Source organism: Mesorhizobium sp. M0598, assembly GCF_040320865.1.
Classification (GTDB): Bacteria; Pseudomonadota; Alphaproteobacteria; order Rhizobiales; family Rhizobiaceae; genus Mesorhizobium.
The window spans coordinates 11,922-36,654 of sequence record NZ_JAMYQL010000039.1; the positions used below are offsets into that span (position 1 = coordinate 11,922).

Annotated in this window: 16 protein-coding genes and 10 pseudogenes; 11 read left to right on the top strand and 15 right to left on the bottom strand. The window is 58.6% G+C overall.

Features of this window, described 5'->3' with window-relative positions:
- Positions 1-403: 403 nt before the first annotated feature.
- Positions 404-1,031: pseudogene (locus NKI59_RS30050) on the top strand (transposase); the annotation flags it as partial.
- Positions 1,032-1,400: 369 nt separating this feature from the next.
- Here NKI59_RS30050 and NKI59_RS30055 read toward each other — a convergent pair.
- Positions 1,401-1,647: pseudogene (locus NKI59_RS30055) on the bottom strand (IS110 family RNA-guided transposase); the annotation flags it as partial.
- 963 nt (positions 1,648-2,610) lie between these two features.
- Between NKI59_RS30055 and NKI59_RS30060 the strand changes: the two are divergent.
- From NKI59_RS30060 to NKI59_RS30080, 5 genes and pseudogenes are all read left to right on the top strand, one after another.
- Entirely contained in the window at positions 2,611-3,306 is a 696-nt protein-coding gene (locus tag NKI59_RS30060; RefSeq protein WP_352708260.1) for a Crp/Fnr family transcriptional regulator, read from the top strand.
- 159 nt (positions 3,307-3,465) lie between these two features.
- Positions 3,466-3,960: pseudogene (locus NKI59_RS30065) on the top strand (helix-turn-helix domain-containing protein); the annotation flags it as partial.
- A gap of 84 nt (positions 3,961-4,044) precedes the next feature.
- Positions 4,045-4,518: an IS66-like element accessory protein TnpA gene (gene tnpA / locus NKI59_RS30070; RefSeq protein ID WP_352708262.1), complete on the top strand. Its 474-nt coding sequence runs from the start codon at positions 4,045-4,047 to the stop codon at positions 4,516-4,518.
- Positions 4,499-4,828: an IS66 family insertion sequence element accessory protein TnpB gene (gene tnpB / locus NKI59_RS30075; protein WP_352708263.1), complete on the top strand. Its 330-nt coding sequence runs from the start codon at positions 4,499-4,501 to the stop codon at positions 4,826-4,828. Before tnpA ends, tnpB begins: the two co-directional genes overlap by 20 nt.
- A 32-nt stretch (positions 4,829-4,860) precedes the next feature.
- Positions 4,861-5,904 (top strand): IS110 family RNA-guided transposase, encoded by a 1,044-nt coding sequence (locus tag NKI59_RS30080; RefSeq protein ID WP_352708264.1) that lies wholly within the window; start codon positions 4,861-4,863, stop codon positions 5,902-5,904.
- A 248-nt stretch (positions 5,905-6,152) separates the two neighbouring features.
- On the opposite strand, the gene NKI59_RS30085 is transcribed toward NKI59_RS30080, so the two are convergent.
- Entirely contained in the window at positions 6,153-6,470 is a 318-nt protein-coding gene (locus NKI59_RS30085; RefSeq protein WP_352708295.1) for a hypothetical protein, read from the bottom strand.
- Here NKI59_RS30085 and NKI59_RS30090 point away from each other — a divergent pair.
- A pseudogene (locus NKI59_RS30090) lies at positions 6,351-6,778 on the top strand (IS66 family transposase); the annotation flags it as partial. The gene NKI59_RS30085 and the pseudogene NKI59_RS30090 sit on opposite strands and share 120 nt — an antisense overlap.
- 289 nt (positions 6,779-7,067) lie before the next feature.
- Here the strand turns inward: NKI59_RS30090 and NKI59_RS30095 are convergent.
- Positions 7,068-8,235 (bottom strand): annotated as a pseudogene (locus NKI59_RS30095) (IS110 family RNA-guided transposase).
- Positions 8,236-8,311: 76 nt separating this feature from the next.
- Here NKI59_RS30095 and tnpC point away from each other — a divergent pair.
- Positions 8,312-9,418, top strand: a pseudogene (tnpC, locus tag NKI59_RS30100) (IS66 family transposase); the annotation flags it as partial.
- Between the two features lie 65 nt (positions 9,419-9,483).
- Positions 9,484-9,999 (top strand): annotated as a pseudogene (locus NKI59_RS30105) (IS630 family transposase); the annotation flags it as partial.
- 28 nt (positions 10,000-10,027) lie between these two features.
- Here NKI59_RS30105 and NKI59_RS35210 read toward each other — a convergent pair.
- The 12 genes and pseudogenes from NKI59_RS35210 to NKI59_RS30160 form a co-directional block, all read right to left on the bottom strand.
- Positions 10,028-10,174 (bottom strand): annotated as a pseudogene (locus NKI59_RS35210) (IS481 family transposase); the annotation flags it as partial.
- A 60-nt stretch (positions 10,175-10,234) separates the two neighbouring features.
- Entirely contained in the window at positions 10,235-10,867 is a 633-nt protein-coding gene (locus NKI59_RS30110) for a winged helix-turn-helix domain-containing protein (RefSeq protein WP_352708266.1), read from the bottom strand.
- Between the two features lie 880 nt (positions 10,868-11,747).
- On the bottom strand, positions 11,748-12,689 hold the full coding sequence (gene virB11 / locus NKI59_RS30115; protein WP_352708267.1) for a P-type DNA transfer ATPase VirB11: 942 nt from the start codon (positions 12,687-12,689) through the stop codon (positions 11,748-11,750).
- 44 nt (positions 12,690-12,733) lie between these two features.
- A complete protein-coding gene (locus NKI59_RS30120) occupies positions 12,734-14,143 on the bottom strand; it encodes a TraB/TrbI/VirB10 family type IV secretion system protein (protein ID WP_352708269.1) in 1,410 nt (469 codons plus the stop codon).
- Positions 14,133-14,834, bottom strand: coding sequence for a TrbG/VirB9 family P-type conjugative transfer protein (locus NKI59_RS30125; protein ID WP_352708271.1), 702 nt, complete (start codon positions 14,832-14,834; stop codon positions 14,133-14,135). The genes NKI59_RS30120 and NKI59_RS30125 overlap by 11 nt, the downstream gene beginning before the upstream one ends.
- Before the next feature lie 84 nt (positions 14,835-14,918).
- A complete protein-coding gene (locus tag NKI59_RS30130; RefSeq protein WP_352708273.1) occupies positions 14,919-15,593 on the bottom strand; it encodes a VirB8 family type IV secretion system protein in 675 nt (224 codons plus the stop codon).
- A 39-nt stretch (positions 15,594-15,632) separates the two neighbouring features.
- A complete protein-coding gene (locus NKI59_RS30135) occupies positions 15,633-16,808 on the bottom strand; it encodes a TrbL/VirB6 family protein (RefSeq protein ID WP_352708274.1) in 1,176 nt (391 codons plus the stop codon).
- Between the two features lie 5 nt (positions 16,809-16,813).
- Positions 16,814-17,623: a type IV secretion system protein gene (locus tag NKI59_RS30140; RefSeq protein WP_352708275.1), complete on the bottom strand. Its 810-nt coding sequence runs from the start codon at positions 17,621-17,623 to the stop codon at positions 16,814-16,816.
- Between the two features lie 130 nt (positions 17,624-17,753).
- A complete protein-coding gene (locus tag NKI59_RS30145) occupies positions 17,754-20,075 on the bottom strand; it encodes a VirB4 family type IV secretion/conjugal transfer ATPase (RefSeq protein ID WP_352708277.1) in 2,322 nt (773 codons plus the stop codon).
- Positions 20,068-20,334: a VirB3 family type IV secretion system protein gene (locus NKI59_RS30150; RefSeq protein WP_352708278.1), complete on the bottom strand. Its 267-nt coding sequence runs from the start codon at positions 20,332-20,334 to the stop codon at positions 20,068-20,070. Before NKI59_RS30150 ends, NKI59_RS30145 begins: the two co-directional genes overlap by 8 nt.
- Before the next feature lie 54 nt (positions 20,335-20,388).
- Positions 20,389-20,700, bottom strand: coding sequence for a TrbC/VirB2 family protein (locus NKI59_RS30155; RefSeq protein ID WP_352708280.1), 312 nt, complete (start codon positions 20,698-20,700; stop codon positions 20,389-20,391).
- Between the two features lie 44 nt (positions 20,701-20,744).
- Positions 20,745-21,494 (bottom strand): lytic transglycosylase domain-containing protein, encoded by a 750-nt coding sequence (locus NKI59_RS30160; protein ID WP_352708281.1) that lies wholly within the window; start codon positions 21,492-21,494, stop codon positions 20,745-20,747.
- A 1,394-nt stretch (positions 21,495-22,888) separates the two neighbouring features.
- Here NKI59_RS30160 and NKI59_RS30165 point away from each other — a divergent pair.
- A pseudogene (locus tag NKI59_RS30165) lies at positions 22,889-23,977 on the top strand (IS630 family transposase).
- A gap of 63 nt (positions 23,978-24,040) precedes the next feature.
- A pseudogene (locus NKI59_RS30170) lies at positions 24,041-24,653 on the top strand (helix-turn-helix domain-containing protein); the annotation flags it as partial.
- Between the last annotated feature and the right edge of the window lie 80 nt (positions 24,654-24,733).

A 24,733-nucleotide genomic window follows, 5' to 3' on the forward strand; every position in this document is an offset into this window, starting at 1 on the left:
CATCACGGCGTTTCGTTGCTTCAAACATAGCCATTTGCCTGTCATTAGATGATTGGCTATTCGAGGCCTGCGGCTTACCGCGCCTGCCTGGGCTCGCGCTGCAGCCATCCTAATTCTAGTGAGGTTGTCGCTGGAACTCTCACTCGATGACGCATTTGGGTTTCTAGCATTTTGTCGGTTGTCGTTGTCCACGAATGTCTCATCGTTGCCAAATTTACTTTGTCGGCTGGGAGGTTGCGGTTTGTTGAGATCATCTTGACCCGCGTCGGGGCCACTCGAGTTCTTATCGATGTTGTGCATGTATTTTGAATGGTCAACCTATTTTGTGTTACGTCTGAAAAATCAGGAATGCCGTTTTAAAGCGCCAAGGCGGCTGAACGCACCTTTCTGTTTTGTTGCAGCCATGAAGACAGATACCACCGTTGTTTCCTTTCCGCATCCCGACACACTCGATCCCCTGACATCGGTTCTGCGCGAGGGCGCCCGGCGGCTTCTGGCAGGCCGTCGAGGCGGAAGCCGAGGCATTCCTGGCCGCCATGGCCGACGAGCGCCTGGCCGATGGGCGGGCCCGCTTGGTACGGCACGGGCGTGGTCCTGAGAGAACGATCCAGACGGGGATCGGCCCGGTTGCGGTGAGCCGTGTCAAGCTGCGCGACCGGGCCGCGGAGGCCTCCGGCGAGGACCGCATCACCTTCACTTCGGCGATCCTGCCGAAGTGGCGCGGCGGACGAAGAGCCTCGACGCGCTGCTGCCGGTCCTTTACCTGCATGGCATCTCGACCGGCGATTTCCAGGAGGCGCTTCGGCAAGGACGCACCGAACCTGTCGCCGTCGGTGATCGGACGGCTGAAGGAGGAGTGGCAGGCCGACTATAATCGCGGGCAGCGCGGCGACCTCTCGGCCCGCCATTATGTCTACATCTGGGCCGACGGGGCCTATCTTCAGGCGCGTATGGAGGATGATGCTGCCTGAATGCTGGTTGTCATCGGCGCGACGCCGGAAGGCAGGAAGGAACTGGTCGGCTTCTCTATTCGGCGGTTTGAATTCAAGCGCCCTTCTAGCCCGTTTCTCTCACCGCACCGGCCATTGAGCCGCGTTTTGGCCGGTCCGGACGCCGCCTTCGAGGTCCCGCGTTCGAAGACGAGCGCAGCCGGCGCTGCGGTGTGCGGCGGCCGTGGTTTCTGCAATGTATCCTGTGTTGTTGGCGGGAAGGGTTCAGGTCCTGCGGCTCATCGGGCCGCGGCGCGTATTCGGGCGTGTGCCAAGGCAAATTCCTCCGCATGGGGACAGGCCGAAGCCATTGCCACCTTGATGCGGCGCACCGAGACGCGGACCTGTGCGCCGATCTTCAATTCTTGACGGGCACGAGCACGGCGGCGTGCTGCGCTGGTCGGGCTGCGATCAGCCGGCGACCGGCATGATTTCCGTCCTGGTCCAGCGGAACTGTGCCGTCGCTCCACATCCGATGCATGATGATCGCCAGCCGGCGGGCGAGCGCGGCGATGGCCTTCTGTTCACCGCGCCTTCTGGCGACGCCCATCGCCCAGGCCTTCAGCCAGGACCATTTCGTCACCCGCGTCAGCAGGGTCTGCGCGGCCTCGTAGAGCAGCTTGCGCATCATGGCGTCGCCGCATAATGAGATCCCGCCCACCCGGCGGTTAGGCGAGTGACCCACGGGGCGACATTCGTCCCGAAAAAGACAGGAGAAGAAGGCGTCATACTATGCCATATCTCAAATGTAGCTTATTAAAACGCAATCTCACGGATAACATGTTGACGTCATGGGAAACCGGATATAAGTTTAGCTCTCCTATACAGTTCTTTACAATCACCTCGCGGAGTACGATACTTACTCTCATAACGAAGATTGGTATCACGATGTACCACGCTAAGCTTCTTTGTAGTATATCGTTCTACCTCGCGCTTGGCGCAGGCGCGCTAAGCCCGATCCGAATGGCGGGCACAACGCCGAATCCTCCCCTCGGGAGCCGCGACTCGGGACCGGTCACAGCAGAAAAAAACTGACCCAAAAGGACCAATGACAAGTTCGACCCACAAGCAATGGGCCTCAAACCAACATCCCTTGGATAATACAGGAAATTCAGAGGCAAGGCGTGAATGAGACGCTATACAATCAGCCCACCAACCGCCTGACTGGAAGAGACGCCATCGCTGCAGCCATGGCGCGGCACGACGCCAAAACCAAAGACGCCCCCCAAAACCTTCGATGCGAAATCAGTCACCGGACATGCAGACAAAAGCGGCTTTGAACAGGGGGTACAATGAGGAGCGTACACACGCCGAAACTTCGTGTTTAGCTTCTGAATCCTCTACAATGGTGGTCGAGTAGCTCAGCCATTCGGCTTTCGCTCATAGATCTGGCGTGCGGCTTTCCCCCACCCCGGATCTTCGTCGCCACAAGGACCTTGACCGCCCCCGTCGCGTCCTATCACCACGTCGCCTTCAGTGCTCGAAGTATGGCCGCGACCGTATCTCTGGCCGCCTTGGCGCGATTGTCGCTGGCGCCACGTCGCCGGCGTGCCGCTTCTAGTTGCAGCGCGTTGTGGGCGCGAATGAACTCGCGGACAATTGAGGAATCAATATAACCTAAATGAGCATAAACCTTGCCTCCTGGCGTTCCTTTCCGATTTTTCGAGACTTCGATGACAAAACCCTCACCGCGCTCGCCGGTATCTCAAGCTATCGCAGATGGCCTCCAAACACCGTTATCTTCCTTCGAGGTGATGGGGGAAACTATATGGCTGGCGTGATCTCTGGACGTATCAAGCTATCTCTGACCACAGCACAGGGCCGTCAATTGGTGCTACGGCAACTCGAAGCTGGGGAACTGTTCGGCGAGATGGCCATGCTAGACGATCAGCCTCGATTTGCTGACGCCACGGCGCAGGTGGCCTCCGAAGGTTTCGTCATTGCTAGGAGGCCTTTTATGGACCTGATCACACTTTCGCCGAGGGCCGCCGGCGCGACAATCGGTTATCTCTGCGCACTATTGCGGGGCACTACCGAGCAGTTGGAAACCATCGCCCTTTATGACCTGAATTCCCGGGTCGCTCGTTTTCTTCTCGCAACGCTCAGGAGGGTCCACGGTAATGAATTGCCGCCAAGCGCGAGTCTCAAACTATCGCTCACTCAGTCCGACATCGCAGAGCTTTTGGGAGCAAGTCGGCCAAAGGTCAATCGGGCAATAATAGCGTTACAGAAGGCAGGCGCCATTGGGCGCATCAACGAGACAATCGAATGCAACACGGGCCACTTGCACCGGATTGCTGAACCAAGCGAGAATTAGAAGCTGTCGGGATGAGGCTGCTTCGAATTCGTCCATCTTCTGCAGGTGTTGCGGCTGCGTACTGTCGGCGAGTGCCTTAGTGTCACCCTAGTGGTTTACGCCTGACATAAGAGTCCGGCTGGGGATTCCCTTTTGTGAGTGCGCATGCGAGTCTGGCGCATGCGCGCAGGAATATTACTCACCGGTTCTTCGATTGACCGTCAGCATCTGGGCGCGCTGATCAGAGATCGCAATGCGCCGCAGAAGCACGTTTGGCGCGCCGAGATCATTCTGTTGAGCAGCGACGGCGTGGGCACCGTCGAGATCATGCGGCAAACTGGTAAGTCCAAGACCTGCGTGTGGCGCTGGCAGGAGCGCTTCGCCGCGGAAGGCTTCGAGGGACTGTTGCGCGACAAGACGCGCCCCTCGCGCATTGCCCCACTCGGACCTGAAGTCGCCGAGCGCGTGGTGGCACTGACGTTGCAGGACCCGCCTGGCGAGACGACGCACTGGACCGCCGACATGATGGCGGCCGCGGCCGGCATCAGCGCCAGCGCGGTGCGCCGCATCTGGAAGGCGCACGGGCTGCAGCCCAACCGCTGGCGCCAGTTCAAGCTCTCCAACGATCCGCAGGTCGTCGACAAACTGCGCAACGTCGTCGGCCTCTATGTTGATCGTAAGCGCGAATTTCCCCGCACCTTTTGCTGTTGAGTGCTCTGATGCATGCAGGTGTCCACCGAAATAGGTGGACACCAAGTGATGGAAGAAGATGAGCAGAAACTGCGGGTGAGGCTTGTCGGTCGGGACGGGCGACGCCGATACGACCCGGCATCGAAGGACCGTCTTGTCTCGGCCTGTCTTGAGCCTGGCGTGTCGGTATCGAGGCTTGCGCTCGAACATGGGGTCAATGCGAACCTTCTTCGGAAGTGGATAAAGAAGCGGGCGGAGACCCAGTCCCTCCCACAGCCCCCACCATCGGCGTTCATCCCGGTTCAGATTGAAAGCACTTCCGATCGGGCCTTGCTGCGACAGAGCAGCATGGCTGCGGTGGATTTGCCGGGGACTTGCGATGGGGCACGTAGGTCGGCATCGAAAAGGACAGCGCATTTTTCCTCTCCAGCCAAGGTGAGCGCGTCGCTGCCGAACGGCGTGAAGTTGACGCTGGAATGCGGTGATGCGGATGCATTGACGGCGACCATCGGAGCACTGGGTCATGTTCAGACTGGGCGCTGACCTGAAAGTCTACCTGCACCGCGAGCCGATCGACTTCCGGGCCGGCATCAACAGCCTTGCGGTTCTGGTCCAAAAGACGATGGCGCTCGATCCGTTTGCTCCGGCGGTTTTTGCGTTCTGCAATCGCCGTCGCGACCGGATGAAGCTCCTGTTCTTCGATCGGTCGGGCTTTGTGCTGGTCCTGAAGCGGCTGACCGAGGACAAGTTCCGGTGGCCGCGCCGGGAGGCAGCGGTGGTCACGCTTACGACCGAGCAATTGCACTGTTGGGGTGGACGGCCCCGAACGGGGCACCGAAATGTGCCAGAGTGAGTCGTTAACGGTCTCAAACGAAGGAGCCGCCCGTGGATCAGATTATCCGTATTGGCATGGATACGTCAAAGCACGTCTTTCAATTGCATGGCGTCAACGCCGCAGAGCAACCGATCCTGCACAAGAAGATGCGCCGCAAGGAGATGGTGGATTTCTTTGCGAAATGCCCACCGACCGTGATTGCGATCGAAGCCTGCGGCGCTTCGCATCACTGGGCGCGGTTGCTGAGGGAGCTCGGACATGAGGTAAAACTGATCGCGCCACAACTGGCGAAGCCCTACGTCAAGCGCGGCAAGAATGATGCGGCCGATGCCGAAGCGCTATGCGAGGCGATGAGCCGCCCGACGATGCGGTTCGTTCCGGTGAAGAGTGCGGATCAGCAAGCCGCGCTGATGTTAGTGGGCATGCGCGAGCGCGCTGTCGTCGCACAGACGCAGCTTGCCAATACGATTCGTGGCTATGCAGCTGAGTTCGGACTGACCGCGGCCAAAGGCATGTCTCATATTCCGCTCCTTCTGGAACGCATCATGATTGATGAAAGCATTCCGGCTGTGGCACGTGAGCTGTTTGCGTCCCTCGCTGAGGAATTTGTGCAGTTGGGTGAGCGCCTGAAAGAGGTGGAGGCAAAGCTGATGGCCTGGTATCGCAACAATGAATGTTGTCGCCGTCTTGCAAAGATCCCTGGTGTCGGACCGATCGGCGCGGTCTTGCTGGTGATGAAAGCGCCCGCACCGGAACAGTTCACATCCGGAAGGCAGTTTGCCGCCTGGATGGGCCTGACGCCCAAGGATCATTCGACTGCTGGCAAAGTCAGGCTCGGTATCATTACGAGGGCCGGCGATGAGGCATTGCGCAAAACATTGGTCGTGGGTGCAACCTCGTTGCTTCGACAGGTGAGAGCGGGAAGAGGCAGGAACGCTTCGCTCTGGCTCATCGAGTTGCTCAAGCGCAAGCCGCCAAAACTCGCGGCTGTGGCACTGGCCAACAAGATCGCCAGGACCGCCTGGAAAATGATGGTGACCGGCGAAGCCTATAAGGGCAATGCTGCGCGACCGGCTCTGGCCTGCGCGGCATAACGAAATCAGTCGGTAACGGTGAGCAGGATATAGACGCTACCGTGCTGAACTGATGCGTGAACTTGCAGGAAACGAGCAGATGGTGTGATCGATCGATCCGAGACGCGGGGCACTCCGTAGGATCCAATGGCCCAACGTGGTCGATGCACTGTTTGGAACCCACGTCGCGGAACCCATCTTGGCCAGCGTTCATGTGGGAGCGCACCAACAGGCCGGACATATGAACGCAAGCGATCCGATCAAAATCATCAAAAGAGTTCTTGCAAGGAGGGGCCGTCCACATATGGATCCTCGATGGCATCGACATCGATGCGATGGTCCGCCATCCGGTGCGGCAATATCAGGTTGCGGGTTGAGGGCTCTCGAATTGAGCGATTGACGCGGCAGCATGCTTTCGATTCAAGAATCTGATGAATCGACCCGGCGAACCGACTGTTGAAGCGTTGATGGCGCGTATTGCTGCGCTGCAGGCGCAGAACCGTCAACTCACCGAACGCGTCGTCAAACTCGAGGAAGAGTTGGCGCTTGCACGACTGCATCGTTTTGCGCCGAAGAGCGAAAAGCACATTGAAGCCTCTTCAATGAAGCCGAACAGGCCGCGGATGAGGACGCCGCCGACAGCGAAGATGGCGATGTCGCCGACCTTCCGGATACTGGATTGCCAGTGGTCGAAAGCAAGACCGGAAAGAAGCGCGGCCGCAAGGCCTTGCCAGAAAACCTGCCGCGCGAGCGTGTCGAGTATGACCTTCCCGACGACCAGAAGGCTTGTCCTTGCTGCCGTCACCAGATGCATCGCATGGGCGAGGCCGTTACCGAGCAACTTTATATCGAGGTGAAGGCGAAGGTTCTGCAGAATGTGCGGTTCAAATATGCTTCACATGGGGACTACATGGTCAAGTGTGATTTTCCTCCTTCGCAGTTTCGGTCCAAGGTCTGAGCCCGATCACGTGACGCGGCCCGGTCGCCGGGCCTCATCCACCTCACATGCGGTCGCCGCTCTGGGCGGCAGCACCAATATCCCGCTTGCGGCGGGCGCAGGCTCAGGAAGACGAAACCATTCTGCCGATCGGCTGTTGAGGCCATGCATATTTTCGGTTCGCCCACCTGGATCCGAAAGGCTGATCAGGCCTTTGCGGAATGGAGGAAAAGGGTGGTGGAAGCGGTCATGCGGTTTTCATGAGCGCTCCCTCGATGATGACGCCGGCGGTCGCGTATTTCCACAGCCACCAGCAGCTTACGGGCGAGTGCGACGATCATCGCCTTCTTGAGGCGGCCGCCGTTGCGCGCCACCCGTTCGCTGAACCAGCGGGCTAGGCCCGAGGCCGACTGGTGGCGCAGCCACAGCCAGGCAAGCTCGACCATCGTCGTTCGCAGCCGCGGATTGCCTGCCTTCGACACGCCTTGTTCGTGATCGATCGTGCCGCTCTTCCATGGGGAAGGTGCCAGTCCCGCGTAGGCGGCCACCTGCCTGCGGTTGTTGAAATGCCGGAACAGCCCTTCGGCATGGAGGATCGTCGCGAATTCCGGCCCGATACCCTTCAGCTTGAGCAACATCGCCGCCGGCGTCGAGGCGTCCACCGCCGTGGCAGCGAGCAGCGCGTCGCGCTCGGCCTCCACCGCCTTGATCTGGCCGAGCAGCAATTCGAGACGGTCAAGCTCGCGGCCGATCTGGGCCTTCATGCGGGCCGGCAGGGCGCGGCCATCGCCGGTCCGCAGTTCTTCCAGGCGATCACGCCGGTCGCGGCGCAAAGGCTCGTAGTCGCGGATGCCCTGGCTGAAGAGCAGGCCTTTGATGCGGTTGACGTGCTCCACCCGTTCGGCGACCAGCACCTTGCGCTCGCGGTTGGTCCGGCGGCGATCCTCATTCTCGGGCGTCGGCACCCCGACCATCGAGCAGACGCGCGGCTCACCCCGCTTGACGGCCAGCAGGGCGCGGATCAGCGCCTCGCCATCGAGCCGATCCGTCTTGGCGCGACGGTGGCGGCGCGACACCGCGATCGATGCCGCATCGACGATGTGACTTTCGATCCAGTCCTCGCGGTTCAGCACCCGGTCGATCCAGAAGCCGTCCAGCCCCGCCTCCTGGATCACCACCAACGGATAAAGCGTGCCGGTGCGCGCCTCGGCCTTGCTGCGCAGCCCGGTGAGGCAAACGAGCAGCCCGGCACTGTCACCGCCGGCGACCATGTGGCGCGACATCTTCTCGCTGCCCGGGACAATCGAGGTGACTAGCCAGGTCGATCTGGACAGCTCCAGCGAGACGAAGATTGCGCCAAGATCCACGCGGACAGCGGCTTGTAGCTCGGATTGATCGGCGGTCGAAAGATGCATGAAGGGCCTCCAAAGAGCGAGTTGCGATGGCCCCACTCTGCCAGAGTGCGGGCCACGATCCACTCCCCATGGGATCTGCCGCCATTGTGAGCGTACCGGCATCAACACGCCGGTCGTGACCGCGCCGATGCCCGCGCAACCCTTGCCGGGCAGCATCGCCACGGCTTCGACGCTGGCCTTCGCGCTCGTTCACAAATACGTCGACGGCACACCGCTCTACCGCCTGGCGCAGGCCTTCGAGCGCGCGGGCGTTCCTGTCAGCCGTGGCGCTCTGGGCCACTGGGTGATCGGCTCGAGCGAAAAGCATCTCGCCCGCATCTATGAAGCCCTGAAGCTGCGGCTCAGATCGCAGCCCCTCATCCATGGTGACGAGACCACGGTCCAGGTGCTGAAGGAAATGGACAGAGAGGCCGCCAGCACCTCGTACATGTGGGCTTACCGGAGCGGCCACGACAGTGACGAGCCGATCGTGCTGCTCGATTATCAACCGGGTCGCGGCCAGATACACCCGCAGGCCTTCCTCGGCCATTACCACGGCATAGTGATGAGCGATGGCTATTCCGCCTGGCGCACGCTGGAGGGGGCAACGCATATTGGATGCATGGCCCATTCGAGGCGGCGCTTCGTCGATGCCCTAAAGGCGAGGAAGAAAGGCGGCGACCCGCCGGAACAGGCGCTCCGCTTCTTCGAACAGCTCTATCGGGTTGAAAGGCAGGCGCGGAACGAAAAACCGGACAAGGGCGAAACGCGAGATCACTGCATTCGCCGCTTCCGCCAGCAACATAGTGTCCCCATCCTCAATGCTCTTAAGGCATGGCTCGACGACATCGCCCCAAAAGTCTTGCCGGACAGCAAGCTCGGCGACGCCGTGTCCTACACCCTGAACCAATGGGGATATCTGACGCGTTACACCGAGGACGGCAGCATGCCGATCGACAACAATCTTCTCGAGCGCGACATCAGGATTTTTGCAACTGGCAGGAAGAGTTGGTTGTTCAGCGATACTGTCGACGGAGCCAAGGCCAGCGCCGTCATCTACAGCCTGATGTTGACCTGCCGCGCCTGTGGCGTCGAGCCGTTAGCGTGGTTGCGCCACGTCCTCACTGAACTGCCTCAGCGCCCCGAGAACGTGGCTATCGAGGATCTCCTGCCCTTCAACTTCCTCAAAGCCGCCGCAGCCTGACCCGACGCGTCCGTCTGAAAGCGATCAACTGTTGCAAGGGCCGTCGACGTGCGGGGAAATGAGCGCTTACTGTTGATCCGCCGGCTCACGCTATCGTGCTGTCGGTCGACGAGAAGAGCCAGATCCAGGCGCTCGACCGCACTCAGCCCGGCCTGCCCATGAAGAAGGGTAGGCTCGGCACCATGAACCACGACTACAAGCGCAACGGCACGACCACCCTGTTTGCCGCCCTCAACGTGCTCGACGGCACCGTCATCGGCAGGAACATGCAGCGCCATCGTCACCAGGAGTTCATCCGCTTCCTCAACGCCATCGATGCCGAGGTGCCGGCCAGCAAGGCCATCCACGTCGTCCACGAAAACTACGCCGCTCACAAGCACCCCAAGGTGCGTGCCTGGCTCGGCCGCCATCAGCGCTTCACCTTCCACTTCACACCGACCTCATGCTCGTGGCTCAACGCAGTCGAGGGCTTCTTCGCAACACTGTCGAAGCGTCGTCTCAGACGCGGCGTCTTCCACTCCGTCGTCGACCTTCAGGCGGCGATCAACCGCTTCGCTGCAGAGCACAACCAGCAACCTCGACTATGTAGCCGACGTAGGTTTGGGCACATCATTTCAGCTGAGCCAGCGCGCGATCGAGCCGGTGATCGGCAATCCTGATGCGCTCGCGGCTGCCCTCGTTGGCCGCCTCAACAGCTTCGCCGAGAGGAGTCATGTCGAGGAGTACGCACACGCGATCAGCCACAGGCAGCCTGCCGCAGGCTTGACGGCCAGCACCGTCATACCGGCAGCATCACTGGCATCGATAACCCGGCGCTTAAGCCCGCTCAGCCGGAATACTGAATTCATAACCAACGCCACGCACCGTTCTTATCAATTGCGACGCGCGCGCATTTACTTCGAGCTTCCGGCGCAAGCGGAGGATCTGAACATCGATGCTGCGATCAAAAATATTCTCGTGGATCCGGGTGGCCCGTTGCAGGTATTCTCGCGACAGCGGCCGTTGGGCCGCTTCGACGAAAGCAACTAGGAGCGCATATTCTCCTTTTGTCAGAGCCACCATCGCGCCTGAAGGCTCACGGAGCTGGCGAGTCTTCAGGCATAGCGACCATCCCCCGAAAAGCCATCTTCCCGATTGTGTTTTTCGATGGTTTTCTTGGGGCCGAACCACTATATCGTTATCGCCCCGGCGGTTGCCAATCAAGATGATGGGGACGTTTCCACGGTTGCGGAGATTACGCAATATTTGGGGGCCATTGTCCTGGCCAAAATCCAAATTGACGACGATAGCGTCCGGCTTCAGCTTCTCGTAGATCGCTAACGCTTCCGTGTGCTTATCCGCCACAGTGGTCGACAAATTGCTGGCCCGCAGGTGTTCTTCCATGGTTTGAATAAGCGCGGGGTCATCGTCGACTATAAGGACGCTTCTGATCTTGCCGGCCTTGCTCATGACGCGCAACCCCACCTTGTCGCTCCTGGTCTGATCGTAACTCCTTTTTTCAACGATAGCTCGCTGCCTGAGCGCGTTGAGTACAGAAGCTGCCTAGAGTTTGCACAGCCGGGGGCTTGCAGCAGTAACCGAGGGAACTCGATCCAGCAATACTCGATTGTTCGTAGCCCGTCCTGTTCATGAGCCTTGTGGTTCGAGCGCCGCTGAGCCTCCTCCTGCCAAGCGGCTTCGCTGTTGCCGGTCTTATTTCGCATCCGTGACGCCTCCGTGCTTCGGCGTCACGGGCAGAACGGCAGATTCATACGGGGCAATAGGCCCGCCGACGACGTGGGTAATCGGAGCCAGACCGGATGGTTACATCTGACACGGCTCGTCCTCCTGTGATGAGGACCGGCTCGAACCGCCCGAGCAGCCCTCGGACGCGCAGTGTAGGGCGAGCCACCTCACCGAAAGAGGCGGACATACCGTCTTACGCTGCTTCGCTGCGGTGTTCCGAATGGTCCTGATCTCCTTCATCGACAGGCCTTCGGCAACAGCCGAGAGGCGCAGGCATGGCGCAACCTATGGCCACCGCGATGAGCAGCGTCGATCCCCAAGGCCAAGCGCGACAAATCTGCGGCTCGCGAGATCATAGATCCTCCCCGCCTTCGCTCCTTCAACGGCCGACGAGGCGCTTGCATAGGTTGGCGATCTCGTCTCGCTGACTGTAGTCTTCGACAGGAGCAGCCGCCACGCCCTGCAGTTCCACCGCCACGCATCGCGGACCTCGGAACGAAAACGGCTCGTCGCGGCTCGCCACGCTGCGAGGCCGAGTATCCCACAAAGCCTTCCGCCCTCTTCAGGCGCGCCCGCTACGCACGCCGTTGCGGTCCTGCCCGGGCTACGAGGGCAAATACACTTCCAGGACACCACGCCTGCCATTGCGCCGGCCGACCTGAACAACCAGGTCAATCGTCCTTTTCGCATAATCGACAATATCGCCATGCGACATCTGCACACCAGAGCGCATCACCATGAGTGCCAGCCTGTCGAATGCAAGTTCAGGACTGTCTGCATGGACGGTTGTTATCGCGCCAGGATGGCCGGTATTGATCGCCTCAAGAAAATCAAAAGCCTCGATGCCACGAATTTCGCCGAGAATGATCCTGTCGGGGCGCATTCGCAGACAGCTTTCCAAAAGCTTCGACGGGCTACGAGCAGATTTCCCCTTACGGTCAGCGATTAGCCCCACCTGGTTCTTGTGGGGTGGGCAAAGCTCCTGCGCATCCTCTATGGTGATAATCCGCTCAGCGGGATCTGACATTGCCAGCAAAGCGCGCGCGACCGTGGTTTTGCCAGACGACGTGCCGCCTGAAATCAGAATGTTAAACTTCTCGTCAATCGCCTGTCGGAACAGACCTTGCAGGCTGCCGGCCTTAGCCATCCTGGCAACTGTCCGGTGGCGCTCGCGACGGTTGGTGTCCACGGTGATCTGCCCGCCGTCGACGAAGTCAATATCGGCACTTTCCAAAGTTCGCGTCAAATGTTTGCGGATTGACAGGGACACGCCTTCCTCGATAGCAGGCTCGACCACCACCTGCACGCGCTGCGGACTGCCCCAAACCATGACGCGGCCTGAGACGATCGGATGAAACGCTCCCAACGTGTTTCGCGTGTCTCCGGCCAGCTGCGCTCCAAGCCGCTTGATTGCATGTGCCGGCAAGGCCACATCGATCTGATGCATGTGTACCGATCCGGATTCCTCGACGAAGATGGACCCGTCGGGGTTGATCGCCAACTCATTGATATTGTCATTTACGAGATATTCCTTGAGCGGACTCAAGTACTGCTCCACATATGAAATGTCGCGACTGGGCCGAGGAGCATTCATCTAATAACGAGGTCTTGATTGACGAACACTCGGATTTCCTCACCTTGCGGTACACGAAGGACGGGAGGCAGGGAAAGGTATTTGTCCAGTATACCCTTACCTTGATCGCTAAGCGCCCCGGTGATATCTGATGCCGCTTGGCCATCCGCATTGTTGTTGCGTGTTCCCGCACCTCCAAGATTGACCGTCGCGCCTCCTTCTCTGGAGGACCTGCTGCTGCCGGTCGGGGCAGGAATGGCCGAGGGCAAAGCGGTGATGGCGCTGATGAGAACAGCTGCACCCACCTTTTTTGCATAACGGTTGTCCACATTGCCTGCGGTACCGGCGCGACCAAGGAGATCCGTACCTGTGGAGCCCAGCGCGATAGATTTGCCCTCGGGAGTGATGGCCCGGTTCCATGCAATCAGCACGCGTTTTTGCTCGATATCCGTTTCGTTGTTGAAGGCGCCGATCAGGTTTGTCCCTGGGGGCAGCAGAATGCGAGAACCGTCGAAGGAGAATACTGGTTCGATGATCAGGGCGCGGATATTTCCCGGCATTTCTGTATCAATGGCCGTTTCAAGCACTGCCGAGATTATCGTGCCCTGCACGACGGTAAGCGATGGATTAGGGAGAGCACGAGATACTGAGGTTTTTGTTTCCGAGCCGGCTTCCGAGGCAAGAAAACGATCGTTCACGCTCAGATGTTGCCGAACTTGTGGGATACCACCCACTACCGCGTGATGTGCCCCCGATTCATCTACGACTACGCCTTTCGACTCCCTTTGCTTAGTATTGATTTCTTCCTGTTGGCGCCGCTTCTCGGCGCCGAGCTTGGCCGCATCCTCACCGCGTTTGCGCTCGACTTCTATTCGCGCGGCCTTGGCACCCAGACGCGCCTCTTCGGCCTTTGCCTTCTCGCGCTCATCGTGAAACTTCTGCGCCATTTCTTTGTTGTGGCGCTCCAGCAGTTTGTTGACGTCAGCGAGTGAAAAGTCCGAGCCCACGTTGGACCGGCGGCCCAGTGCATCGATCTCCTTGCGTAGTTCATCAAGTCGCTTGTTTATCCCAGCGTTGCGATCGGCCTCAGTCTCGGCGACTGCAGGCGGCTCGGGAACTAAAAAGTCCAGATGCTGAGGGTTCGTGGGCGCGCTTCCGACATTCAGGTCAATCTGCGAAGTTTTTTCCTCATCGTCACCTCCCAAGCCGAGCATTTTCAGAGCTTGTGTCGGCCCGAAAGTCACCACGACCGCGACGACGACACCGGCCAGCATTATGGCAGCAACAACCACCCTGCGGTTAGTTCCGCGCTTTAATTTACCCATCTGCCGGGCGCGGCGTTCCTCGATCAGTTTTTCCCGTTCCACCGATTTTTGTTCGGCATTGTGGTCGGGTCGATGGTCAATTTCGCCCGATTTATCCGGCACGCCTCAATCCTTTCCTCACTGGTTTTGCCGTGTGCACGGCGCTTGCCTTGCCCACGCAGACAGTGTCATCGCCGATTCGCATCACCCAATAGTCGCTGGTGCCGTCGACGATGATATGGTTGCCGTCTGTGCGCGAATTGGTCAGTTTCTCCTCCCGGTCATGACCGACCCTAAAAATTGCCGGCCGTGGCGCGCCCTTGGGCAGGACGAAAGTCGTCTGCAACGTATTGTCTCTCACCGCGAGCGGACGGAACTGCGCATAACCCGAGACCATGTAGTCGTGCCTTATGGGACCGCCTTGGGCGCGGCTCTTGTCCAACGTCTTGAACCTATCAGGATAGGTAAAGACTGTCCGGAAGGCTTGGTCGGCTCTTGTCTTCGTCCCTGCCTTTACCTCGCCCACTGACCGTAACTCGAACGTATAAACGCGCTGGTCGGTGTAGATTGTCATATTCGTCTGCGCTTGGTCGATAACAGGCTTCAAGCTGACCACATTGCCCATTTTGAGCTTGACCACTTCCCAAGATGCGCTATCGCCGATGAGAATTGATTCGACATTCTCCCCTTCGGCGAACTGGACGGCTGTGACCGATTTCAGGTAGAGGTGAAGTTTGTAGACGTTGTTCTCATCGTACACATAGTGTTTAATGCGCGCGTCTGATGCAAACCCCACCGGGGATTGCTCTGCCATCACTGGATTTATCAGTGCTACGACAGTGATTACTGAAGGTAATAGAATACGGAACACTGCATTTACCATTGTTTCATCAGCACCTTAGTTGGCCGTTTCCGCATCGATCCGGTATGACGAGACATTGAAGCCAAACGGATTTTTCCAAACCGACTCCAAAATGGCGTTTCGTTGTGGTTTGAACTGGTAGCCGACCGTCACGATGTAACTGCGCTGGACAGTGTCGCGTCCATTTTCTTCACGATACTTGGTGATGCGCACACGTGCGAGATCAGCTGTATTGGGATGGTTCGAGGGATTCAGCGAGACAGATTTGACCACAACTCGCACTCGAACGTCGTTGCCGTATTCTGTGGGTGGATACTGTGCCGAATTCGAGCGCCAGGTTTGACCGAGAGTTTCCGCGGCGTTGTCGGATGAGCGGTCCATGACCTCAGGAATGCGGGTGCTGTTATCGGCTGGATCGTAGGTTTCCCGGTCGACAACGTACGAAACGAGTTCCGCCTCACGTACGGCGTCCTGCTGTTTGAGCGAAGCAGGCGGCACCTGGACGATCTTTTCGGCCTCGCCAGTGGTCTTGTCGACCAGCACCACATAGGGCTTGATTTCTTTGAGCGGCAGCACGACTATCAGGGCTATCAACGACAAAAGGCTCGCGGCGGCGGCGCCAACCGCGATTTTCGCCCAGTTGTTGCGCTGCTGGCGAAGGCTGAAAAAGACTTCGTCTTCGAATGCGTGTTGTAATGTTTGTTCAGCCACGCGTCTCTCCTATTGTGTTGCGCCTCGATGGATTGCGGATCAGCGGTAGAGATTGGTCTGTTCGGGAGACGAGGCTTGGTTCCTTGAGGGAGAAGAGCTTCCGGAAGGGTGAGCAGCAGCTCCGTTACCCTCCGATCTCTGCGATGACTGTCCGACCATGCCGCGAGCAAGACGCTCATCCCGACGCTGTTTCCGCATTTGGGTGCTTTGGCGCATCGCGTTGATCGCCGACCGTGCTGCCTTGCCCGGCGAAGCGCCAGCGGCACGTGCGGCGTTTGCTACACGCGCGCCGTCTTCCAATCGTTGAGCGCCGGAGTAACTTTTCTTTCCTGCAGCTATGGCCATGGACGCTATGGAAGCTGCGGCACCGGGCCCGACAGCGGCAACCGATGCAGAGGCTAGCGTGCTCGCCATGGTCGGGATCATGTACAGAAGAACGGTAGCCGCGATCATGATCAAAGCGAACTCGAGGTTATATTTCGTCGATGCGGCATAGATCTCACCGGCGACATACAGCACAACAGTCATCAATGCGCCCGTTAATAACGGGATAACTGCGAAGCCGACCGTGAAACGCGTCCAACTCTCAAAATGCTGCTTCGTTTGAGGCATCATCAGCATGATAATGGCCAAAGGCGCCAGGCTGATCGATACTGCGAGGCCTATTTTCCCGACTAGCACAACAATAGCTGATCCGGCGGTAAAAAAAAGACCAATAACCAGGAAGAGCGCACCAAAAAAAAATTCACGTAGTAACTTTGCGGGCTTCCAAATTGAAACGTTCGGCGTGAGATGATCCAAGCCAATTTGAACCGTGGCATGGGAGAACTCGTCCATTGCCGAATAAACGTCCTTTATCAGTGCTGGATCGAGAATACGGGGATTCCTAGCCTCTATCGTTAATGCAACGCTCTTCACCATAAGCGCCACGTAGTCACCAGGAACCTCTGTGAGCATTGTATAAATGCCCTGGAAATTGACCCACATAGTGGCGAAGGAATAAACAAGTATATAGCGCAGCCCCCATTGTAGGTATATCGAGTAATTAACAGCCTGGAATTGAATTATAGCATTCAGCGCGATAAATAATAAAGCCACCAACGCAATCGCGATAAGTAGCGTTCTGATTGGTCCGGCGGTTGATTCAAAAACTTTCTGAACATAATCGACAAGCGTGGTATCGATAATATGAGCACTCGTTGCGATCACGCGCATAATTATTACCTGTTGAAGTCTTCAAGCCCACGGATGCTCTCCGGCTCGGCGGACTCCGCTCCTAATGCCATGAAGTACGAGCCTGCCAGCGATGCGATCGCGGCCTGGGTGCGCAGTGTTTCGTTGAGCTGCTGCGCGGTTTCGATCATCACACGTGTGTTGATGTCGACGCTGGTTTTCAAGTCGTTACTAGATTCTAGTGCAGTGATATAGCCGTTGATCCTGCCCATGCTAGCATTGGCGCGCTTGTAGGAATCCTCTGCGGTAGAGGCGGTAACCGCCCCTTGTGCTGATACATGGGCGATAATAGCGTTGGCGTTGTCGTTTCCATGCGCAAATGCGTCGTCCAAGTGGTAACGGTTGCGAAATCCGGTAAGCGCTGCCTGAACGCCTTGAGGCCCAACCATCTCGCCGCCCAACGCAGCGTTGGCCATCTCCGACAAACCTGGCCCTCCTTCACGGGCCGCGACCTCTGCCCCGCCATTGTTGACCGGGAACGGCTTTGGGCCTGAGATGGCAGCACGCTGCGCTTGAGCCGCATCGTTGATCCGAGTCATCAGGTTTTCAGCTGTGAGTGCGGACGCAAAGAGTTGTGCGATCCCACCGCCTATCAACCGGGACATTTCAACCATAGACGTCAGCACCTCGAGAGCATTCTCGTCGGAGGTCGCCTGCGCGCCATCCGGCGCCGGGGGGAGCGCTCCAATAGGAGGCAGGGGTAAAGGCGTGATCTGGGGCTCTCGGGCGTAAACCAGCGGACCCGTGGCCGCAAGCAAAAGGCCGGACACAACGACAGACTGGACAACGACTTTCATGTGACGGCTCCTTCGGTTTGATAGTCAACGGGTTCCCAGGTGCAGGCGCAATTGTTCTCCCGCACCGCGGGAACGGATTGGCAGGCCGGAAGGGGGACGAGTGTTAATGCGAGAAAAATCAGGGTACGTTTCATTGAAGCATGTCCATTTGAAAGTTTAGCCTGTCACGCCATCCTGCGGGCGCTTTTTCCCCACGGCCGCCTCCCAAAATGTCGATGCCCTTGCCGATCGCCCCAAGCGCGAAATCAAGAACGACGCTGTCACCGCCCGATTTTAACAGCACGAGATGGTTGTCCACGTTAGTTGTCTGCAGGAACGCGCTTTCGGTGGGCGTGAGGTTGAGCGGCGCGAGTTCGGTTTCGGTGTTGTAGGAACTTGGGTAGACTAGACGCGTAACGGCGCTCTCCAGTATGCCAGCGCCGGCGGCGCTGTTGGCGATGTGCGACACACGCTGGGTCAGGAGAACGACCGCAACGTTTTTCTTGCGCATCGTTAGCATCCAGTCTTTGAGGCGCCGTTCGAAGTACGAATCGTCAAGCAGCTTCCAGCCTTCATCAAGAACCAGCAGAGTTGGCATCTCGTCTTCGACGAGCCGTTCCACGCGTCGAAAGACATAGCTGAGCCACGCTGTGCGGATGGAGTCGTTATCGAAAATTTCTGTGAGGTCAAAAGCCGTGATCCGACTGTCGAAAGCAAGCGAATCGACCCCCTTGCCGCCAAACAGCCAACCGAACTGGCCAGTCTCGTCCCACCGGCCAAGTCGGTTGTAAAGGTCGCCATCATCGTCAGTCGCACGCAACTGGCTGCGGAATTGTGCGAAATTCTGTAGGCGAGGGTCAGCCGTTGCATTGGCCTGAACGGCATCGTGGAGTGCCTGAAGCTGCAGCGGATTTAATGGTCCGCCCTCATTGCAAGCCAATGCAGCAAGCCAGTCGGATAGCCACGCTACGCCGCGATTATCTGCCTCTGCAAGCATAGGATTGAAGCCCGTTTCCTGCCCCATACGCACCGAGGAATATGTTCCGCCCATGGCGCGGATCGCCATCTCGAAACCATTATCCTTGTCAAAGATGATAATTCGAGTGCCAAGCCGTTGGGCCTGGCTAAGCAGAAACGCGGTACCAAGTGTCTTGCCCGACCCGGTTTGGCCAAGCACGAGCGTATGGCCGACCGTGCGCTGATCTGGCTTTCCCGGCAAGTGGAAGCTGAAGCGGAAAGTCTCGCCGCGCGCTGTCGGGAAGATTGTCACGCAGTCGCCCCAAGGACATTGCTCCGGTGGGTTGCCTTTCGGCAGGCCGTGCATTGCGCAAAGTTCTGCGAAGTTCTGAGAAGAGATCATTGCCGCTCGTGTGCGATATCTGTAATTCCCCGGATGCTGAGCGAAATAGACGGCGCGAGCGGAGAAGTTCTCGCGCACGATTGAAGCACCAGCGTCCTGCACGGCGCGCGTGACATAGGCCATCGCTCCCTCAAGCTCTTCTCGAGTTTCGCAGAACAGAGCGATGCTGCAGTGATGGTCGCCAAAGACGATGCGGCCCGATGCCACATCGTCCTCGGCCTCTTCGAGCTGTGCCATCAGAGAGATGGCCGCATCCTCCGCCGCCTTCATCTGCTTCCGCACACGTGCGATCTTACCTTGGGCGGTGATGTTATCGATCGGTGTAAAGCTCTGCGAGACCACGGTATCATACGGTAGGTTGAGGCTGTCGAGGATGCCGGGATAGGTTGCGGCCGGATAGTCCTTTACCGTTATGATGGTGCCGTAGCGTTTGAGGCCTGGGTTCGGATTATCGCATTCGAAGATCTTGCCGCGGAACGTGATCATCGAATTTGCTAGAAGGTCGGCGACAGGGATGAACTTCTTACCAGCGATGAGCCGCCCACTTGATCCGTCGATCAGCGTACGTAAAAAGCTGAGCCATTCACCATTCGAGACGGTTAGCCGACGAGGTTTTGCCTCACTTGTGCTGACCAAGCAGGCGTCGATCATCTGATCGAGGCGGACCGCGCGCGCGGCAACCTCTTCGCGACTGTGGATATCCTTGTTACCAAACATATCGATAAGTTTGGCCAGCTTTTTCGGTGGCCGGATCAAAATGGTGACCATCGTAACGCGGTCGCGCAGTCCAATGGTCTCAAGGTAATTGCGCCAGCGCCGGTCAATCTCCTCGTTGAACGCATCCCCCTCGACAGGCCGCAAAGTCGGCCGGGTTTCAACTGATATTCGGTGAACGTAATACCCAACGTCACCGCGCTGCTGCGCAATAAAGCGCGAAAACGCGTTACTCAGCTCCATCGTCTGTCGATCGTCGATCGTGTCAGCATTGACCCCTTCGACGACAAAAGAGGCCATTAGATCGCCATCCCGCAACATCAGTGTGGCATCGTCCACGATGCTGAGATACGGCAGCTCGCTGGCGAGTTGTTCGGTTTTGGGAGGAAAATCAAGCATGGTACACCAGTCCTTCGCCCTTCAACAGTGCTGGGCTCATTCGCGTGCTTCGCGCGGTTGCGATGAAGACATTGATGATTTTTGGATCATAGGCGGCTAAAGCACGCAACGCGCCGTAGCCGATACCCCCCATGATTACCAGATAAACGAACGACCCAGTGATGATGAAGCCAATCATCACGACAGATATGAGGACCACCAGATACATGATCGGCAAACCGGCAAAGGAGACTTCTCGGGTCAAGCCTATGAAGAGCACTGTGCGTTGAATAGCCTATACTCCTTAGATAGAGCTGCGAGGCGGTCCGCTCCCTCAGTGGGCGGCCAAGCCCTTGACGAAGGTAGCGCCACCAAAGACGATCGCAATGCCTAAGATGATGGAGACTGCGAAGGTCCAGTCCATCCGACCGGTCATGAACGAAAAGCCGACAGCAATGACAGCCAAAGCCGAGATTGCAACACCGATCGGGCCGGTGATCCCCTTCACGATCGCGTCAAGGAATGTGTGCACGCCGCTGAAATCCTGAGCGGCGCTCGGACTAGCGAAAATAAGGGCCAGGAAAGCCGCAGTACCGGCAATCGACAAAAATTTTGTCCAATTAATGTTAGAAAAGATCTGTTTCATATTTACCTCTCAATGGTTTAATTGTCGCCTTCCTTGAAACTAAGTTAGCGTGCGCCTGTAGATGCTGTTCGTTGATTCCTGTTATTTTTCGCGATCCTGAGAGGTTTAATGAAGCGTCCCGGCTGCGCCGGAGGTTTTTCCAAGCGTGCTCTTGCTTGGAGCGCGCGTTCTTTCTTGAGATCCTTCTTTCCGCTTACCGGACTAGTAAGCCTCGTCGTCCCTTCGGCAAGCGCAGATGGCCGCAAGACAGTCCGAAAAATACCTTCCAGCGCGGTATTGTCGTCGGAGGCGTCATCGGCACCACGTGGGGTGGCATATCGTCGCCCGCGCTCGCAATTTGAAGAGATATTGTGCGGGTTGACACTGACTGAGTGGAGGACATCCGAGACATACTGTCGAGTTTCTCGATAGGGCGGAATGCCGCCATATTTGCGTACAGCTCCGGGCCCAGCGTTGTAGGCAGCAAGGGCGAGTTCTACGGAGCCAAACTCATTGAGCATTTCGGTCAGGTATGTAGCCGCGCCTTTTAGGTTTTGCCGAGCCGAGAACGGTTTGTTGACACCAAGATCCCGCGCGGTGCCAGGCATCAGCTGACCGAGGCTTATCGCACCGGTCGAGGAACCCGTGCGCGGCTTGAAATTGCTCTCCCGCTGAATCATCGCGGTGAAGACATCGACAAACGTTGCTTCGCCTAGGCTCGATTTGCGTCCGCTTGGCGTCGAGGCAAATCGCCGTCCAAAATCGGCGGCGAGCCAGTACGTATCCTGCTGATCACTAGTTAAAATTTTCGACATGTGGCGCGGCCTTGGGAAGCGAGAGCGAGTGAAGACGCACAACAGAAACTCCTGCGCCGCTTTGGTCGCACCGGCCGATGACGTGGGGGGCATGAGGGGGACGTCGGGAGCCCATCTCGACTGCGTCATCGGCCGGCGCGTTTGTGAATTCCGTTACAAAATTCGTCGTATCTACGGTTGCCGTAGCCGTTACCAGCGGCCCGTTCTGCTTCAGGTTCGGGCGTTCGCCCGCCATGGGGACCGATGCTGGGCCCGCGGCGGCGGGACAGCTTCGGCCTCAGCACCGAAATTGAACAGTGCCGACTGCGGCCCTGCCTCCGGCGCAGCGCCGGAGCGGGCGCCACCCCTCACTTCGATGACCTTTCCGTTGTCGGTTTGCTCAAATACCGCTGCCTCGGCTGGGTCGCCCTGTCCGATCATGAAGACGGTCGGGGTTGAGACCGCGATTGTCTTAACAAGCGTACTTCTACCCGCTAGATTGTTTGCTTGAGACATGGGGCCATTTCGACCGGAATTGCTTCTATAATACATTCTTAATTCACGAGCTGACATTTTATACATAACGACTGTTTATGCTCTTAATAAAACACCTGCCCCGAGCGCGCGCCCTACAGCGATAGTTATGCCATTGCTCGACTTAGGCGTCTAAGGAAAACAGGTTCCGATTGTAGCTTTGTGTTTTATCTCGTAGTTAGAAGGGGAAGTATGATTTCAAAGGAATCGAACATCGCATCGGCGGCGAGCGGCGGCGTTTAGGGAATGTAATACTTGTGGCGCCTTCCTGTTTCGTGACAGGGAACATCAACACGACATCGGGGATAGACGTTCTGGCCGTCGTGACAGGCTGACCGCTCAGCGCAAGCCTCGTTCGCTCAAGGCCTGACGAAAGACGCGCTCGACCCGTGTCAGGAATCGGCGAGCACCATCCCGAACTGCACGCCTGCGCTCATCAGCCGCTCGATCTCTTCTATCGCGGTTTCCGTCGCGCTGCCGCTCCTTCGGAACACGACCTTCGCCATCGGTTGGGAGGCGCTCGTCCACTTCTAGTACCTCTGCACAGAGGATTTCACGGGTCCGATGGGTTGCAACCTGGGCAGGCTGTCGGGTTCAATGAGCAGTTCAATGGTGCGCGCAAGGGCCGGTTGCCTGCGGATCAATCCCGCACGCTCGAGGGTGAGCACCATCTGATGGACGGAAGGCGCGGTGACGCCGAAGAAGCTCTGCCTGTCGCGCTCGGCCCGCCAGCGACCGTTGAGCAGGGCGTAGGTCCAGATGAAGGCGAGATACTGGCCCTGGTTTTCGGTGAAGCGGGGTTGGGCTGGCGGCTAGCCGTCAAGGAATTGATTCATTTTCCGTTTCTTCCAGAACCTCCACAACCGAAGGAGGTCATCCGGATGAATGTACGCTATCGCGTTGATCTCGACCAACCCGAGCGTTACCAACTCACAGCGATGCTGCGCAGCGGCAAGCATCCGGCGCGCAAGCTCAAGCGGTCCAGATCCTGCTCGCCGCCGATGCCGGCCAAGGCGACGAGACCATTGCCACGACGGTGGTGGTCGGCGGCTCCACGGTCTACCGCACCAAGCGCCGCTTCGTCGAGATGGGCCTGGAGGCCGCGCTCGGCGAAGAGCCGCGCCCCGGCGCCGACCGCAAGCTGACGGGCAAGGAGGAAGCCTTGCTGGTGGCCACCGCCTGCTCCAGCCCGCCGCCGGGCCGAGCCCGTTGGACACTGGAGCTGCTGGCCGACGCGTTCGTCAAGCTGACCGAGCACGAACAGCTGTCGCGTGAGACGGTGCGCCGGCGCCTGGCCGAGAACGACCTCAAGCCCTGGCGCAAGGACATGTGGTGCATCCCCAAGGTCGATGCGGAGTATGTCGCGCGCATGGAGGATGTGCTCGACCTCTATGCCGAGACGCCCGATTCGAAGCGGCCGGTCGTGTGCTTCGACGAAAGCCCGACCCAGCTTGTCGGCGATGTGCGCCAGCCGATCCCGGCCGCACCGGGAAGGCTGGAGCGCTACGACTACGAGTACAGGCGCAACGGCACCGCCAATCTGTTCGTCTTCCTCGACGCTCACCGACCCTGGCGCAAGGTGAAAGTCACCGAGCGGCGCGCCGCCGCCGATGCCCACTGCATGCGCGATCTCGCCGATGTCCATTATCCCGAGGCCGCCGGCATCCGCGTGGTGCTGGACAATCTGTCCACCCATACGCCGGCCGCCCTCTACCAGGCCCTGCCGCCCTCAGAAGCCCGACGCATCCTCCTCATAGGATCTCACCATGGTCGAGACCGAGATCAGTGTCCTGCGCAGTTAGTGCCTCGACCGCCGCATCGAAAGCCGCGACCGCCTCGTTAGCGAGGCCGCCGCTTGGGAAAACCAGCGAAATAACAGCGGCGACCGCATCAACTGGCTGTTCTCAACCGAACAGGCCCGCCTCAAATTGGCAAAAGCCTATCCAAAACCAACCGCCAAAGAGTCATAATCCCTGTGCAGAGCCACTAGTGGTTTCCGCCTGACATAAGATTCCTGGGTGGGAATCTGGCGCATGCGCACAGGAATGTCTCTCACCGTCTCGCCTTCTGATCATCGGCAGCTCGCTGCCTTGGTCAGCGACCGCAACAGTCCGCAATAGCATGTCTGGGCGCCGAGATCGTGCTGTTGAGCGCCGATAACGTTGGCACTGTCGAAAATCATGCGGCGGACCGGCAAGTCCAAGACCTGCGTCTGGCGCTGGCAGGAGCGCTTCGCTGAGGGAGGCTTTGAAGGGCTGCTGCGCGACAAGACGCGGCCCTCACGCATTCCGCCGGCCCCGATGTCGCCGCACGCTTGGTGGCGCTCACACTCGAAGACCCGCCGCCGAGACGACGCACTGGACGGCCGACATGACGGCAAACGTAGCCGTCATCAGTCAGCGCCAGCGCTGTCCGGCGCATCTGGAAGGCGCACGGGCTTCAGCCCCACCGCTGGGGCAGTTCAAGCTCTCAAACGAGCCGAGATTAGTCGACAAACTGCGCGACGTCGGCCCAGGCCATCGTGCTGTCGGTTGATGAAAATCGCAGATCCAGGCGCTGGACCGGACCCAGCCTGGCCTGCCTATAAAGCTAGGGAACCATAACGCACGACGGCACGGCGCCACTTCCACTAGGGCAGAAAACAATTTTAGACCGACTATCAGCGGCACTTCGCGCGAGGCCAGCGTCACCGAACCCGCGATTGGCAGTTAGCGGTTTTTCCAGGC